This window comes from Stenotrophomonas sp. YJH_SMC_4 (genome assembly GCF_059371575.1).
Genome location: NZ_JCAFUR010000007.1, coordinates 70,207 through 85,077, shown reverse-complemented (window position 1 = coordinate 85,077; position 14,871 = coordinate 70,207). Strand labels below are relative to the sequence as shown.

Annotated in this window: 15 protein-coding genes; 8 read left to right on the top strand and 7 right to left on the bottom strand. The window is 67.8% G+C overall.

Going from position 1 to position 14,871, the window contains the following annotated elements; all coding sequences use genetic code 11:
• Positions 1-86: 86 nt before the first annotated feature.
• Entirely contained in the window at positions 87-263 is a 177-nt protein-coding gene (locus tag AC5P9F_RS12745; protein ID WP_033833709.1) for a hypothetical protein, read from the bottom strand.
• A 144-nt stretch (positions 264-407) separates the two neighbouring features.
• Positions 408-785, bottom strand: a complete 378-nt coding sequence (locus AC5P9F_RS12740; protein WP_044569474.1) for a hypothetical protein — start codon at positions 783-785, stop codon at positions 408-410.
• A gap of 140 nt (positions 786-925) precedes the next feature.
• Here AC5P9F_RS12740 and msrB point away from each other — a divergent pair, with 140 nt between their 5' ends.
• The 5 genes from msrB to AC5P9F_RS12715 all read left to right on the top strand — a co-directional run bounded on the left by msrB (position 926) and on the right by AC5P9F_RS12715 (position 4,205).
• Positions 926-1,393 carry a peptide-methionine (R)-S-oxide reductase MsrB gene (gene msrB, locus AC5P9F_RS12735; protein WP_005412124.1) on the top strand — a complete coding sequence of 156 codons (468 nt, stop codon included), beginning with the start codon at positions 926-928 and terminating at the stop codon, positions 1,391-1,393.
• A 91-nt stretch (positions 1,394-1,484) separates the two neighbouring features.
• Positions 1,485-2,339: a flagellar motor stator protein MotA gene (gene motA, locus AC5P9F_RS12730; RefSeq protein ID WP_005407915.1), complete on the top strand. Its 855-nt coding sequence runs from the start codon at positions 1,485-1,487 to the stop codon at positions 2,337-2,339.
• 3 nt (positions 2,340-2,342) lie between these two features.
• Complete coding sequence (gene motB / locus AC5P9F_RS12725; RefSeq protein WP_005412123.1) at positions 2,343-3,281, top strand: flagellar motor protein MotB; 939 nt, start codon at positions 2,343-2,345, stop codon at positions 3,279-3,281.
• A 128-nt stretch (positions 3,282-3,409) separates the two neighbouring features.
• Positions 3,410-3,916 carry a hypothetical protein gene (locus AC5P9F_RS12720; RefSeq protein ID WP_274850034.1) on the top strand — a complete coding sequence of 169 codons (507 nt, stop codon included), beginning with the start codon at positions 3,410-3,412 and terminating at the stop codon, positions 3,914-3,916.
• 13 nt (positions 3,917-3,929) lie between these two features.
• Positions 3,930-4,205 carry a DUF4031 domain-containing protein gene (locus AC5P9F_RS12715; RefSeq protein WP_005412122.1) on the top strand — a complete coding sequence of 92 codons (276 nt, stop codon included), beginning with the start codon at positions 3,930-3,932 and terminating at the stop codon, positions 4,203-4,205.
• A gap of 219 nt (positions 4,206-4,424) precedes the next feature.
• On the opposite strand, the gene AC5P9F_RS12710 is transcribed toward AC5P9F_RS12715, so the two are convergent.
• The gene (locus AC5P9F_RS12710) at positions 4,425-4,967 is read right to left on the bottom strand and encodes a DUF6630 family protein (RefSeq protein ID WP_005407911.1); all 543 of its coding nucleotides are present in this window, start codon (positions 4,965-4,967) and stop codon (positions 4,425-4,427) included.
• 90 nt (positions 4,968-5,057) lie between these two features.
• On the opposite strand from AC5P9F_RS12710, the gene AC5P9F_RS12705 reads away from it, so the two are divergent.
• Positions 5,058-5,306 carry a DUF3297 family protein gene (locus AC5P9F_RS12705; RefSeq protein WP_005415112.1) on the top strand — a complete coding sequence of 83 codons (249 nt, stop codon included), beginning with the start codon at positions 5,058-5,060 and terminating at the stop codon, positions 5,304-5,306.
• A 99-nt stretch (positions 5,307-5,405) separates the two neighbouring features.
• On the opposite strand, the gene AC5P9F_RS12700 is transcribed toward AC5P9F_RS12705, so the two are convergent.
• From AC5P9F_RS12700 to AC5P9F_RS12690, 3 genes are all read right to left on the bottom strand, one after another.
• The gene (locus AC5P9F_RS12700; RefSeq protein ID WP_005407909.1) at positions 5,406-7,055 is read right to left on the bottom strand and encodes a Na+/H+ antiporter; all 1,650 of its coding nucleotides are present in this window, start codon (positions 7,053-7,055) and stop codon (positions 5,406-5,408) included.
• A gap of 117 nt (positions 7,056-7,172) precedes the next feature.
• A complete protein-coding gene (locus tag AC5P9F_RS12695; protein WP_005407908.1) occupies positions 7,173-7,961 on the bottom strand; it encodes a dioxygenase family protein in 789 nt (262 codons plus the stop codon).
• 31 nt (positions 7,962-7,992) lie between these two features.
• Positions 7,993-8,403: a DoxX family protein gene (locus tag AC5P9F_RS12690; protein WP_005407907.1), complete on the bottom strand. Its 411-nt coding sequence runs from the start codon at positions 8,401-8,403 to the stop codon at positions 7,993-7,995.
• A gap of 96 nt (positions 8,404-8,499) precedes the next feature.
• Here AC5P9F_RS12690 and AC5P9F_RS12685 point away from each other — a divergent pair, with 96 nt between their 5' ends.
• Positions 8,500-9,381: a LysR family transcriptional regulator gene (locus AC5P9F_RS12685; RefSeq protein WP_043033928.1), complete on the top strand. Its 882-nt coding sequence runs from the start codon at positions 8,500-8,502 to the stop codon at positions 9,379-9,381.
• 94 nt (positions 9,382-9,475) lie between these two features.
• Here the strand turns inward: AC5P9F_RS12685 and AC5P9F_RS12680 are convergent, their stop codons facing one another.
• Positions 9,476-12,538, bottom strand: a complete 3,063-nt coding sequence (locus AC5P9F_RS12680; protein ID WP_061201496.1) for a bifunctional diguanylate cyclase/phosphodiesterase — start codon at positions 12,536-12,538, stop codon at positions 9,476-9,478.
• Between the two features lie 176 nt (positions 12,539-12,714).
• Between AC5P9F_RS12680 and AC5P9F_RS12675 the strand changes: the two genes are divergently transcribed.
• A complete protein-coding gene (locus AC5P9F_RS12675; RefSeq protein WP_005407904.1) occupies positions 12,715-14,826 on the top strand; it encodes a M13 family metallopeptidase in 2,112 nt (703 codons plus the stop codon).
• Positions 14,827-14,871: the final 45 nt, after the last annotated feature.

The following is a 14,871-nucleotide window of genomic DNA, read 5'->3' as shown; positions in this document are numbered from 1 at the left end:
CGCCGCGCGGGATCCGACCCCGATCGCGGGATCAGGCAAGGGGTCGGATCCCGCACAGCGGGCTCTGACCCCGACCATGGTGACAGTCAACGCTGCTGTGGATGTTTCTGCGAGCGCTGTTCCTGCTGCTTGCCGCCCTTGTGCGGCTGCTGCGGGTCCATCTGCTGTTGCTGTTGCTGCTGCGGGTTGCGGCCCTGCGGTTCCTTGCCGGGATGACGGTTCTGCTGGTTTTTCATGATCGCGATCCAGTGGACAAAGGACATGCGGCGGCGAAATGCCGGCGCACGGTCACGTTGGTCCCGGAACGGTTAATCGCAGGCGAAAAAGCAGTGATCTGCAGCAGGTTGTTTTCGTGCGTTCAGCCCGCACGGCGCACAGCCGCTGCCCACCTGGATTGGCATTGGAGGTCAGCGCTTGATCTGCTGGCCATCGCCGGCCGGCACGCTGTCGTAATAGCGGCCGGTGCGCGAGTCGAACACGCGGTTCGGGCCGGCCGGGCGCACCCCGGGAACGATGCGGCCATTGCGGTCATAGACCTTGTCGGCAGGCTTCGGGACCGGCGCCGGCGCGACCTGGGCCGGACCGGTGGACTTGATCGGCTGCGTCGGCTGTGGCGAGGGCAGTACCTGCGGCTGCGGGCGCGCGGCCTGTGGTGGCGGCACCACCGGCTGCGGTGCCACGGTGGTCGCACTACGGGTGGCGGTCGGGCTCGACGATGTCGGTACCTGGGCCTGCGCGACCAAGGGCAGCAGGGCCATCAACAGCAGGGAAAGGGTCGATTTCATGGCACGCCCCGGCGTGGTTCGCATTCACCATGCGCCAGCGCCTGTGTGCCGCCCATGAACGGCCATCACACTTGCAAGCGGGCGCCAGCACCCCCACGTTTTCCGGCATCCCCAGGCCATCGACCCCACGGAGCGCCGCCATGACCGCCTTCGATCTGACGCCCCCCACTGCCACCCAGACCGAGGCGCTGGTTGCCGGTCTCAGCAGCGAGGAACGCCGCGTGCTGCTGCAGCACGGCACCGAGGCGCCGTTCTGCGGGGTATTCCTCGACAACAAGCGCGAGGGCGTCTATTGCTGCCGCCTGTGCGCGCTGCCGCTGTTCCGCTCCAGCACCAAGTTCGATTCCGGTACTGGCTGGCCCAGCTTCTTCGCTCCGTTCGATCCGGCGCACGTGCGCGAGATCCGCGATACCAGCCACGGCATGGTGCGCACCGAGATCACCTGTGCGCGCTGCGGCAGCCACCTCGGCCACGTATTCCCGGACGGTCCGCCGCCCACCTACGAGCGCCACTGCCTGAACTCCGTCTCACTTTCGTTCACCGGCAATGGCGAGCCCTGGCCCGACCCGTTGCAGCGCGGCGGCGCAGAAAGCGGTGTGGCGGGCTGAAACACCCCGCTGACCGATTTCACAGAATTCCCTCTTCAGAAAACCGGGCGACGGGCCGACAAGGAGATATCCCCTCTCCTTGCGTCGCCCCATGCTCATCATCGTTGGATTCCTGGTCGTCATCATCAGCGTGATCGGGGGCTACCTCGGTGCCCACGGCCGCCTGGGTGCCCTCTGGCAGCCCTACGAGCTGGTCATCATCGGCGGCGCGGCGCTCGGCGCCTTCCTGGTCGGTACCCCGGCCAAGACCGTCAAGCAGACCCTGCAGGCCATGGTGGGCGTGTTCAAGGGCCCGCGCTACAAGCAGCAGGACTACATCGATGTGCTCAGCCTGCTCTATGAACTGCTCAACAAGGCGCGCCGCGAAGGCTTCATGGCACTGGAAGACCATGTCGAGCGCCCAGCCGAGAGCGCCTTGTTCGGCAACTACCCCAAGGTGCAGGCCGACCATCACCTGATCGACTTCATCACCGACTGCCTGCGCCTGATGATCGGCAGCAACATCGAGCCGCACGAGCTGGAACCGCTGCTGGAACTGGAGCTGGAAAAGCATCACGCCGAAGCCATGGCGCCGTCGCAGGTGCTGACCAAGGTCGCCGACGGATTGCCCGGTTTCGGCATCGTGGCGGCGGTGCTGGGCATCGTCATCACCATGGGCTCGATCGGCGGCGACATCGTCGAAGTGGGCGGCCATGTGGCCGGTGCGCTGGTCGGTACCTTCCTCGGCATCCTGCTGGGCTACGGCTTCGTCGGCCCGATGGCGGCGGCGATGGAAGCCCGCGCCGAACAGGACAGCCGCATCTACGAATCGGTCAAGACCGCCCTGCTGGCCTGCCTGCGCGGCTACAACCCGAAGATCGCGCTGGAGTTTGCCCGCAAGACGCTGCCGTCGAACGTGCGCCCGGCCTTCTCCGATTTCGAGCAGCACCTGAAGACGGTCAAGTAAGCCATGGCCGAGAACAAGCCCACCGTCATCGTCCGCCGGGTCAAGAAGGCCGGCCACGCCGCCCACCACGGCGGCTCGTGGAAGGTGGCCTACGCCGACTTCGTGACCGCGATGATGGCGTTCTTCCTGGTGCTGTGGCTGATGGCCACCACCAACAAGAACGACCGTGCGGCCATTTCCGAGTACTTCCGCAACCCCAGCCCGCTGAGTGGGCAGAACGCCACGCCGGCGCCCGGCATGGCCGGCCCGGGCGGCGCCAGCACCTCGATGATCAAGCTGGGCGGTGCCACCGACATCTCGCGCGGCAACAGCAACGATCCCTTCCAGAACCAGAAGGAGGCCGTGCCGCAGCCGGTGGACCAGCAGCAGCGCGACAAGCAGCAGCTGGAAGCGCTGATGAAGGAACTGCAGGAGGCGATCAGCAGGAGCCAGGCGCTGGAGCCGTTCAAGGACCAGCTGCTGCTGGACCTGACCCCGGAAGGCCTGCGCATCCAGATCGTGGACAAGCAGAACCGGCCCATGTTCGACCTTGGCAGCGCCACGCTGAAGCCGTACACGCAGCAGATCCTGCACGAACTGGCCGAGTACCTGAACCATGTGCCGAACCGGATCAGCCTGACCGGCCACACCGACATCACCGCCTATTCGGCCGCACGCGGCTATGGCAACTGGGAACTGAGCGCCGATCGTGCCAACGCCGCACGGCGCGCACTGGTGGACGGCGGCCTGGAGGACAGCAAGATCACCCGCGTGGTCGGCCTGTCCTCGTCGGTGCTGTTCGACAAGACCGACCCGCAGAACCCGATCAACCGCCGCATCAGCATCGTGGTGATGACCAAGGCCGCCGAGGAGGCCGCCCTGGCCGGTGCCGGCCCGCAGGTGGGGCTGTCGGCGCCCACCGCCGACCCGGACGTGCAGGCCGCGCCGGGGCCGGCAAAGTAAACGGCAGGTGCGGGCCCTGGTCCGCACATCCGTGAAAAGCGTGCGGACCAGGGCCCGCACGCACCAGGGGCATCACCCGGCGCACCCGCTACAATGGCGGTCTTTCCGTTTCCAGGTAATCCCACCCCATGTCCCAGAACTCCAAGGCCAAGCGCGACAAGCGCAAGAAGCAGCAGGCCAAGCGCCCGTTCCTGCGCCTGAACGCACAGCAGCAGGTGCAGAACCATGCCGTGCTGACCAACGAAGACGGCCAGGTGGTCGCGGCCATCGGCCTGCAGGGCCGTGAGTGGCTGCTGGCCATCGGCGGCCAGACCATGGGCAACGCCGAGAACCCGGTGCCGATGCTGGCCATGCTCAAGCACCTGGCCAACGTGCAGGAGAAGGAAGGCCGCAAGGTCAACCTGGAGTACTCCGAACTGCTGCAGAAGCTGCTGGACACCCTGGCGGCCGAATCCGAGCAGACCGCCGACGAGTACCTGGACAAGCTGGTCGCCGAGTTCGAAGGCGTCGACGCTGCTGAAGGCGAGGAAGGCGAAGCCGCCGAGGGCAACGTGGTCGAAGAAGCCGCTGCCGAGGCCGCTCCGGCCGCTCCGGCCGCTCCGGCCGCTGACAGCGACAGCAAGCCGCAGGCCTGAACCGGCCGCGGCGGTGACGGTCTACGTCGATGACGCGGTGCATCCCTGGCGCGGACAGCGCTGGGCGCACCTGATGGCCGACACCCTGGCCGAGCTGCACGCGATGGCGGCGCAGCTCGGCATTCCCCCGCGGGCCTTCCAGAACAAGGCCAGCGGTGCCCACTACGATGTCACTTCCGAGCTGCGCGCACAGGCGATCGCGCTCGGTGCGCGGGCGATCTCACGGCACACCGACCGTGAACTGGTCAAAACGGTGATTGCCAACGCCAGGGCGCAGTACCGGCCGTAGGCCACGTCGCGGGTTCGCCGGACACCAACCGGCACCGACCGGGTAGAGTCGACTGTCAGTCGACTATCGCGCGCAGCGCGGGGTTCTCGCGGCCGGATGGGAGAGCAGTCGACCAACAGTCGACTCTACTCCGTCGGGTCGTCCCCAGCGGATCAACCCATCAGGCCGCACCCAGCAGATCGTGCCCGCCGGGTCGTGCCGGGCGGATCGGCCCATCGCTCAGAACGGGTCGCTGCCCAGCCGGATTTCCACGTTGAGCAGCGAGCACAGCGCCAGCATTGCGTCGTCGTCGCGGGTCAGCGCCATCACGCCGGTGAAGCCGTCGCTGCCGGCATCCACGCTCCACAGCGTGTAGTTGTGCTCGCGCAGGCGGTCGAAGGCGGTGGACATCAGCTGCACGCCGTCCAGGTCTTCGGCGAAGTCCTCGTCATCCAGGTCGCCGCCCCAGTCCAGCTGCAGGTTGAAACGCGCCGACAGCTCGTTCACCGCCGACTGCAGCGATTCCAGGTCGTCGCGTTCCACCTCGAAACCGGACTGCCAGGCGATGGCCGTGAACAGTGCCGGCAGCCAGTCGCTGTCCGCTTCCAGCGGCTGCCCGTCCTCGGCCAGGTGCTCGCGCCAGCGGTTGAACTGCTGCAGGGCCAGTTCCTCGTCGCCCGGGTTGATCAGCACCAGCAGGTTCCAGACCCGTGCCTCGAAGCCATCTTCGTCGAAGTCGTGGATGTCTTCCTCGAAGTCGAAATAGTCGCTGTTGTCGGGCATGGCGGAACTTCCTCTGGGGCAGGCCGGCATTCTACGGTTTATCCTGTGCCGCTGAAGCCGGCCTTGGTGGCCGTCACTGTGAATGAAGCGATGAGCGATACCCCTCCCGACCACCTGGCGATCAACCCGGCCAGCCCCTTCCATGATGCGCAGGCGCTGGAGCGCGGCGTCGGCGTGCGTTTCAACGACGTCGAGCGTGACAACGTCGAGGAATACTCGGTCAGCGAAGGCTGGATCCGCGTGCAGGCCGGCAAGGCCCGCGACCGCCGCGGCAACCCGATGACCATCAAGGTCAAGGGCAAGGTCGAGGTGTATTTCCTGGACCAGAAGCCGGAATAAGCACGGCTCCCGGATCCTGGGGTCAGATCCCTTTCCTGCGGAAAGGGATCTGACCCCGATCAACGCGGACCAAGGTCCGCACCCACCCGGGGTACACGGTCATTCGCGCTTGCGCGATTCCAGCAGGTCCAGGTTGCGGATCAGGCGCCGCGAGATCTCATCGGAGATCACCCCGCGCCGGGTCAACCGGAACAGCTCCTCGCGCTCGGCATTGAGGCCGGCGCTGCGCAGCTGGCGGTAGCCCATTTCCATGCGCCGTACCTTCTCCGGGTCCACGTCGGGCCCATCACTGTCGCGCTCCAGGTGGCGCTGGTAGAGCAGGCTCACCCGCGAGGCGGCGTCGTTGTACAGCTGCACGTTCTCGGTGTTCTGGTTCATCACCAGCTGCTGGCGCATGCGCTCGACCCCGGCCAGCGCGGCCTTCGACGACAGCCGGCGTGCCAGGTCCTCTTCCTTGCGCTCGCCCGAGTCAGCCGGCAGCTGCAGGCCCTTCAGCAGCTGTGGCAGCGCGATGCTGGCGCCCAGCAGCGAGAACAGGATCACCGATGCGGCCAGGAAGATCACCAGGTCACGCGCCGGGAACGCACTGCCGTCGGGCAGGAACAGCGGCAGGGTCAACACACCGGCCAGGGTGATCGCACCGCGCACGCCGGCCACCGAGGTCGCCACCACGATGCGCCAGTTCGGTGCCTCGCCCCGCTCCAGGCCGCGACGGCGCGCGCGCAGCAGGTTCCAGCGCAGCGACAACCACACCCACAACAGGCGCAGCACGACCAGTGCCAGATTGATCACCACCACATACACCAGCAGCCACCACGCACTCTGGTGGCCGGTCTCGTTCATGGTGGTGGTGGCGCGTTCGACGATGCCCGGCAGCTGCTCGCCCAGCAGCACAAACATGATGCCGTTGAAGCTGAACTGCAGCATGTTCCAGACCCCGGCGCGCTGCACGCGCATGCTGCCGGAGACGCGACCGGTCAGCTCGACATAGCTCATCGCGATACCGGCGGCGACCGCGGCGAGGATACCCGAGGCATGGATCTCTTCGGCCAGCAGGTAGGCCGCGAACGGAATGAGCAGGTTGACCAGCATCGCCGCGCCGGGCTCCTCGCCAAAGCGGCGCCACAGCCAGCGCTGGAAGGTGGACACACCCAGCGTCACCGCCACGCCCACCGCCAATCCCGCCACCGCCACCCACACGAAGGTCAGCGAGGCCGTGGCCAGCGAGAAGGTGCCGGTCATCACCGCCGCCACCGCGAAGCGGAAGCAGACCAGGCCCGAGGCATCGTTCAGCAGCGACTCGCCTTCCAGGATGTGCATCAGGCGCTTGGGAATCGGCGCCTTCGAAGCAATCGCGCCCACCGCCACCGGGTCGGTCGGCGAGACGATGGCCGCCAGCGCGAAGCACACCGCCAGCGGCATCACCGGAATCAACCAGTGGATCAGGAAGCCGGCGCCGATGACGGTGAACACCACCAGGCCGAACGCCAGTTCGAGGATCGCGCCCTTGTCGCGGAACAGGCCCTGCTTGGGGATGCGCCAGCCATCGAGGAACAGCAGTGGCGGCAGGAACAGCAGGAAGAACACTTCCGGCTCCAGCGCGTGGCCGCGGTTGAACACCCCGGCGATGACCGCACCCAGGCCGATCTGCACCAGCGGCAGCGGCAACGAGAACGGCAGGACGCGAACCAGGTAGCCGCTGGCGACAACGGCCACCAGCATCGCCAGGACGACTTCAATGGTATGCATGCTTCTTCCAGGAAGCGGCGCGTGGGGAGGCTTGGAGGCCAGCGCCGGAAACCCGGAAAAAACTACCACATGCGGCCATGGCCGCGACGGCCGGGGCCGCCGCGCGTCAGCCCCGGCTCATGCCCCGTCGAAGCGGTACAGATCCATGGCGAGGAAGCCGGCATCGATGCCGGCATCGATGCGACGCGCACCGAAACCGCCCTCGCCGGCCGCGCCCATTGCAAAGAACAGCGGCAGCAGGTGCTCGTCGGTCGGGTGCGCGCGTTCGGCGAACGGCGCCTGCCGGCGGTAATCCAGCAGGGCCTGGCGGTCATCGGCGGCCAGGCGCTGCTCCACCCATTCGATGAAGGGCCGCACGTACGGCGCTTCCTTGCCGTCCTGGTAGTCGCCCCAGTCGTGCAGGTTGTGGGTGATGCTGCCGGAGCCGACCAGCAGCACGCCCTGTTCGCGCAGCGGCGCCAGCGCACGGCCCAGCGCGAACTGATGCTCGGGGCCGAGCAGCGGCTGGATCGACACCGGCACCACCGGGATGTCCGCCTGAGGGCGCAACAGCCGCAGCGGTACCCACGCGCCGTGGTCGAGGCCACGCTGCGGGTCGATGGCCACTGGCAGGCCTGCGGCGGCGATGCGGCCGGCCACTTCTTCGGCCAGTGCCGGATCACCCGGTGCCGGGTACTGCAGTTCAAACAGCGCGCGCGGGAAGCCACCGAAGTCGTGGATGGTCGGCGGCTGTGGATGCGCGCCAACCAGCGGCTGCCGGCCCAGCCAGTGCGCCGAAGCCATCACGATGGCGCGCGGCGTCGGCAGATCGCGCGCCAGCTCGGCCAGGCGCACGCCAACCTGGCCCGGCTGCAGGGCAGTCATCGGCGAACCATGGGAGATGTACAGCGAAGGCAGGCGGGACATGGAATTCTCCAGTTGCAGGGTCAGGCGGCGATCAGCGCGAACGCAGGGTCCACTTGCCATCGCCGAGCAGGAACAGCACCACCAGCGCCAATGCCCAGAACGCCGGGTATTCCCAGCCGCCGCCGGCATTGGCGAAACCGAAGCCGTTGGCGCCGTGCACGGTGACGATGGTGCCCAGCAGCAGCGGCACGCCGACCAGGCCCACCCAGCGTGCGTAGATGCCCAGCAGCAGCGCGACGGTGATCACCAGCTCGACGCCGATGGTGAGGTAGCCGAGCACACCGGGCAGGCCCAAAGACTCGAAGAACGCCGCCGTACCGGCCGGGGTGAACACCAGCAGCTTGGTCAGTGCGTGGACCAGGAACAGCACGCCCAGAGCCAGGCGCAGCAGGGTGGCGCCATACGGCGCCAGCGGCGAAACAGGAGCGGTCGTGGTGTGCATGGCAAAGCACCTTGAAGGGAGTGGGCACAGGTTATTGCGCCTTCACGGGCCGATAAATACGATCGTTTGACCGTATTTATTTCACAAGGCGCAACAATGGACACCCTCGAAGCGATGCGCGTGTTCGTGGCGGTGGTCGAGCGCAACGGCTTCAGTGCCGCCGCCCAGGCCCTGGACATGTCCACCGCCGGCGTCACGCGCCAGGTCGCGGCGCTTGAAAAGCGCCTGTCCACCCGCCTGCTCCACCGCACCACGCGCCGGGTCAGCCCGACCAGTGCCGGCGCCGCCTACTACGCCCAGTGCGTGCGCCTGCTGGCCGAATTCGACGCGCTGGAGGCCAGTATCGGCGCGCAGGCGCTGGAGCCTTCGGGCACGCTGCGCATCAACGCACCGGTGAGCTGGGGCATTGCCCGCCTCGGCCCGCTGCTGGCCAGCTATCGCCAGCGCTTCCCGCAGGTGGAGCTGGACCTGGCGCTGTCCGACCGGCTGGTGGACATGGTCGAGGAAGGCTACGACGTGGCCATCCGCATCACCCGCGAGCCCGGTCCCACGCTGATCGCGCGCCGCCTGGGCGAATCGAGGGTGAGCCTGTGTGCCGCGCCGGCCTACCTGGCCGCACACGGCACCCCGCAGACCCCGCAGGAGCTGCAGGCACACGCATGCCTGAGCTACAGCTACTGGGCCGCAGGCAACAACTGGCCGCTGCAGGGGCCCGGCGGTGAAGTGAAGGTGTCGGTAAGCAGCCTGCTGCACGCCAACAACGGCGACGTGCTGCGCGAAGCGGCGATCGCCGGCATGGGCGTGATCCTGCAACCGGACTTCCTGCTGGAAGACGCACTGGCCGATGGCCGTCTGGTGCGCGTCCTGCCCGAGTGGGAGGCCGCGCCGATCGGCATCTTCGCGGTCTACACCAGCCGCAGCCACCTGGCACCGAAGGTGCGCAGCTTCATCGACCACCTGGTGGAAACCGGGGTGTAGCCGAGCCTGGCGTTTGCGGTAGTGCCGGCCGCTGGCCGGCAATCAGACACCTCCCGGTCCTGGGCGAATGCCGGCCAGCGGCCGGCACTACCACTTAGGCGGCGACCTCATCCAGCGCGTCGATGATCCGTTCCAGCGGTGCCGGCCGTCCCAGCAGGTAGCCCTGCACCTGGTCACAGCCGTGCGCAGCCAGCCAGTCCAGCTGTCCCGGCGTCTCCACGCCTTCGGCGATGATGGTCAGGCCCATGCTGTGGCCCAGCGACAGCAGTGCGCGGCAGATCGAGGCGTTGCGTGGATTGGTTTCCACGTCCGCCACGAAGCTGCGGTCGATCTTCAGGATGTCCAGCGGCAGGTGCTGCAGGTAGGACATGCTGGAATAGCCGGTGCCGAAGTCATCCAGCGACACGCTGATGCCCTGCTCGTGCAGGCGCTGCATGGTCTGCATCGCCTGCCCCGGCTTGCGCATCAGGCTGCTCTCGGTCAGTTCCACATGCAGCGCACCCCGCGCCAAACCGAACTCCTGCTGGGCGCGGGTGAACTCGGCCACCAGGTCGCTGTTGAAGAACTGCACGGCCGAGACGTTGACCGCAATCGGCAGTTCGCCCCACCCGGCCTCGACCAACCGCCGCTGCGCCTTCGCTGCCGCTCGGATCACCCAGCGGCCAAGTGCCAGGATCAGCCCGGTGTCCTCGCACAGCTGGATGAACTCATTGGGCGGAATGAAGCTGCCATCAGCCTGCGGCCAGCGCAGCAATGCCTCCAATGCCGCCGGGCTGCCATCGCTGGCATGCCGGATCGGCTGGAAGTACAGCTGGAACTCGTTGTCGATGGCCGCATGGATGCGCCCGGCCAGGCGCAACCGGTCGGCCAGCCGCGTGGTCACCGCTGCGTCGAACCAGACCACCACATTGCCCTCGGCACGCGCCGCGTGCGCCGCCTGCGCGGCCATGCCGATCACCTGTTCGGCGCTGTGGCCGTCACCGGCCACATGCACCGCCACGCCGATGCGCGGCTCGAACTGGTGCAGTGAATCCTTGCCGCGCATCGGCGCCGACACGATCTGCAGCAGGTCGTCCAGCACGCGCTGGGTATCGTGCTCCGAACCGATGGCGAACACGAAGTCCTCCGCCGGCTGGAACGCCAGCGTGCCGCAGCGTGCGCCCAACCCGCCCAAGCGGGTCGCCATCGACTGCAGCACCGCATCACCGATCTCACGGCCCAGCGTATCGGCCACCAGCTGCAGTCCGCGCAGTTGCACGAAGGCGATGGTATAGCCCTCGCCCTGCTCATCCAGCTGGTCGGTCAATGCACGCACGTTGAGCAGGCCGGTGGCCGGGTTGTGCCGTGCCTGGTAGGCCAGGTCGCGTTCGTAGGCCAGCCGTTCGCTCACATCCTCGGCCAGCACCAGGCACGCGGGCTGTCCGTCGAAATCGAGTTTGGACAGGTGTGCGCGCACTTCGAACACGCTGCCGTCCTTGCGCCGGTGCAGGCGCACGGTTGCGTCGGGGGGATCGCCCACCTGCGCGCGCTGGATGGCACCACGCACCTCGTCCCAGCCTTCGCGCGGGCGGATGTCGAGGATGCTCATCGCCAGGAACTCTTCGCGGCTGTAGCCGTACTGGCGCACCGCCGCGTCATTGACCTCGATGAAGCGCAGCGTGTCCGGGTCGAACACCCAGAATGGCGCCGGGTTGCGGTCGAACAGCAGGCGGAAGCGGCGTTCCACTTCGCTCATCTGCTCGCGCGCCTGGTAGCGTTCGCTCAGGTCGGTCAACGCGCCGATCATGCGTCGTTCGCTGTCGGCCACCTCCACCCGCTGTCCGCGCGCGCCCACCCAGCGCACTTCACCACCGGGCAGCACCAGGCGGAACACCTGGTCGAGCACTGCGCCGCCGGCAAAGGCCTGGTCGAAAGCCTGCTGCAGGCGCGCGGCATCATCGCGATGCACGCGAGCGAAGAAGTCGGCTACCGGCAGCGCATCGGTCTGCACGCCGAAGATCTCGCGCGCCAGGGGGGACCAGCGCAGCAGCGCGGCGTCCTCATCCACGTACCACGTGCAGACACGCCCGACCTGATGGGCCAGACGCAGCTCGGCATGGCCCGCCTTCAGTTCCTCGGCCATCGCCTGCTGGCTGCGGGTACTGCGGCGCACCGCATACAGCAGCACCAGCAGCACCACGATGTAGGCCAGCACGATCGCCACCGATGCCTGCAGGTACGGCCACCAGGGTGCCAGCACGTCCTCATCGGCCAGGCCGATCTGCACCGCCAGCGGGCTGCGGTCGAGCGTACTGATGGTCGTGATGCGCGGCACACCATCGACCACGCCGGGCAGGCTGCCGAGCTCGACCACTGCCTGCTTGCCGAGCAGGTCACGCCGCGGCAGGTCGTAGCGGCGACCGACCGTGCCATGCGGATCGGGCACGCGCGCCAGCATGTAACCCTCGGCGTCGGTGATCGAGACCAGCCCGTTGGGACCAACATCCAGGCCGCCGGCGATGCGCTGCAGTTCACCACAGCGCAGCCGCGCCAACAGCCAGCGTTCACCGGCCATCGGCAGTGCCAGCGGCACCACCCAGTCGCCATCGCTGGCCCGCTGCGGCGGGCCGATGTACAGGGCACTGCCCTGCCCCCGGCGCAGCGGGTCGGTCCACAGCGGCAGCTGCAGGTCGCCGCGCCCGGCGGTCAGCGCGCGCCCGTGGCGGTCCAGCACCACGATGCTGTGCAGTTCAGCGTGGCGGCGCAGCACGCCACCGATGGCCGCATCCAGCAGTACCGGGGCCTGTGACGGCACGCTGCGGAACAACTCACCGGCATCGCCGGCGATGCCGGTCATCGCCCGCTCCAGATTGCGCAGTTCCAGCGCCAGCAGGCGCTCGCTCCCCACCGCCAGCGCCCGGCTCTGCCGCTGCGCCGCCTCCAGGCGGCGGTGATGGTCGTTGGCCAGCATGGTGGCCAATCCGGCCACCAGCAACAGGCCCAGCAGCACGCCGCCCCAGGTGATGGCGCGCAACGGACGGGCCAACGCCCGCTTCAACGCGGGCATCGGTCGATCTTCCTTGTGCAGTCGGCTGGCTTCATGCGCGAACGAATCCTCCACATCCCCGACCTCAACGGCCGGCGGACGCCATTCTTGACGCCTGACCCCGTCCTGCATGGCCACCTCCCCGTGTCCGCGCAGGGCTCCAGGGCCCAGCATGCACCACCCCGGTGACGGCGTGAAGATCGCTTCAGCGCGTTCAGCCAGATCCTGCACAGGACCGGCCAGCCACAGGGACGGCCAGCCGGGCTGCGGCGGATTAGACTTGGGGTTTTCCGCTGCAAGAGAAGTCCATGTCCAAGCTGCGCCGTCCCACCCTGGCACTGGCCATCGTTGCCAGCCTGTCCCTGGCTGCCTGCGACCGTCCGGCCGATCCGGCCGCTGGCACCGCCAAGCCCGCCGAGGCTGCACCCGCTGCCGCCAAGCCGATGCTGGGCAGCTTCGGCTTCGATGCCAGCGGCATGGACCGCAGCATCGCGGCCGGCGATGACTTCTTCGGCTTCGCCAACGGCACCTGGGTGAAGAACACCGAGATTCCGGCCGACCGTTCGCGCTTCGGCAGCTTCAACGTCATCGCTGAAAAGACCCTGGCCGACACCCGCGCCATCCTCGAGGGTGCGGCCGGCAATGCGCAGGCCAGCGGTGACGACAAGCTGATCGGCGACTACTACGCCGCCTACATGGACGAAGCCGGCATCGAGCAGCATGGCATCGCCCCGGTGCAGCCGCAGCTGAAGGCCATCGAGACCATCGCCGACAAGGCCGGCCTGGCACGTGCCCTCGGCGGCGAGATGCGCGCCGACGTCGACCTGCTCAATGCCACCAACTTCTACACCGACCGCCTGTTCGGCCTGTGGGTCTCGGTCGACATGCTGCAGCCGGACCGCACCGCGCCGTACCTCGTGCAGGGCGGCCTGGGCATGCCCGACCGCGACTTCTACCTGGGCGGCGGCCGCATGGCCGAACTGCGCAAGCAGTACCAGGGCTACATCGCGCAGATGCTGCAGCTGGCCGGCGTGGCCGACCCGGCCGGCAAGGCACAGCGCATCCTTGCGCTGGAGACGAAGATCGCGCAGGCGCATGCCACCCAGGAAGAAACCAACGACGTGACCAAGGGTGCCAATCCGTGGACCCAGGCCGATTTCAACGCCAAGGCACCGGGCATGGACTGGAACGCCTTCCTTGATGCGGCCGCGCTGGGCGAGCAGCAGGACTTCATCGTGTGGCAGCCCAAGGCCGTGGCCGGCCTGTCCAGGCTGGTCGCCACCGAGCCGCTGGAGGTGTGGAAGGACTACCTGGCCTTCCACGCGCTGGACCGAGCCGCCGCCTACCTGCCGAAGAAGTTCGCCGACGCCCGCTTCGCCTTCCATGGCACCGCGCTGAGCGGCACGCCGCAGCAGAGCGACCGCTGGAAGCGCGCCGTGGATGATGCCAACCACGCTGTCGGCGAGGCCATCGGCAAGCGCTATGTCGAGAAGCACTTCGACGCCAGGACCAAGGAGCGTGCGGACGAAATGGCGAAGAACATCATCGCCGCCTTCGCCAAGCGCATTGACGCACTGTCGTGGATGTCGCCGCAGACCAAGGCGCATGCCAAGGCCAAGGTCGCCGGCCTGACCGTGGGGATGGGCTACCCGGAGAAGTGGCGTGATTACACCGGCCTGGAGATCCGCCGCGATGACGCGCTCGGCAACGCACAGCGCGCCGAGCTGTTCGAATACCAGCGCAACATCGCCAAGCTGGGCAAGCCGGTCGACCACAGTGAGTGGGCGATGCTGCCGCAGACCATCAATGCGATGAACGTGCCGCTGGAAAACCGCCTGGTGTTCCCGGCCGCGATCCTGCAGCCGCCGTTCTTCGACGGTGCCGCCGACGACGCGGTGAACTATGGTGCGATCGGCGCGGTGATCGGCCATGAGATCAGCCACGGCTTCGATAACGCCGGCGCGCTGTTCGACGAGACCGGCAAGCTGCACAACTGGTGGACCGCCGAGGACCTGAAGCAGTTCAACGCCGCCGGTGATGCGCTGGCCGCGCAGTTCAGCAGCTACGAACCGTTCCCGGGCGTGCATGTGAACGGCAAGCTGACCCTGGGCGAGAACATCGCCGACGTGGCCGGCCTGGGCACTGCCTACGATGCCTACCAGCTGTCGCTGCAGGGCAAGCCGGGCCAGACCCTGGAAGGCTTCACGCCGGACCAGCGCTTCTTCCTGGGCTTCGCCCAGGCGTGGCGCAGCAAGAGCCGCGAGCAGGCGCTGCGCAACTCGCTGCTGACCGATGTGCATGCGCCAGGCCAGTTCCGCGCACTCACCGTGCGCAACATCGACGCCTGGTATCCGGCGTTCGAAGTAAAGGAAGGCCAGAAGCTGTACCTGGCCCCGGACAAGCGGGTCAAGGTGTGGTGATGTAACCGGAACGGGCGCCGCGAGGCGCCCGTTTCATTTCCCGGT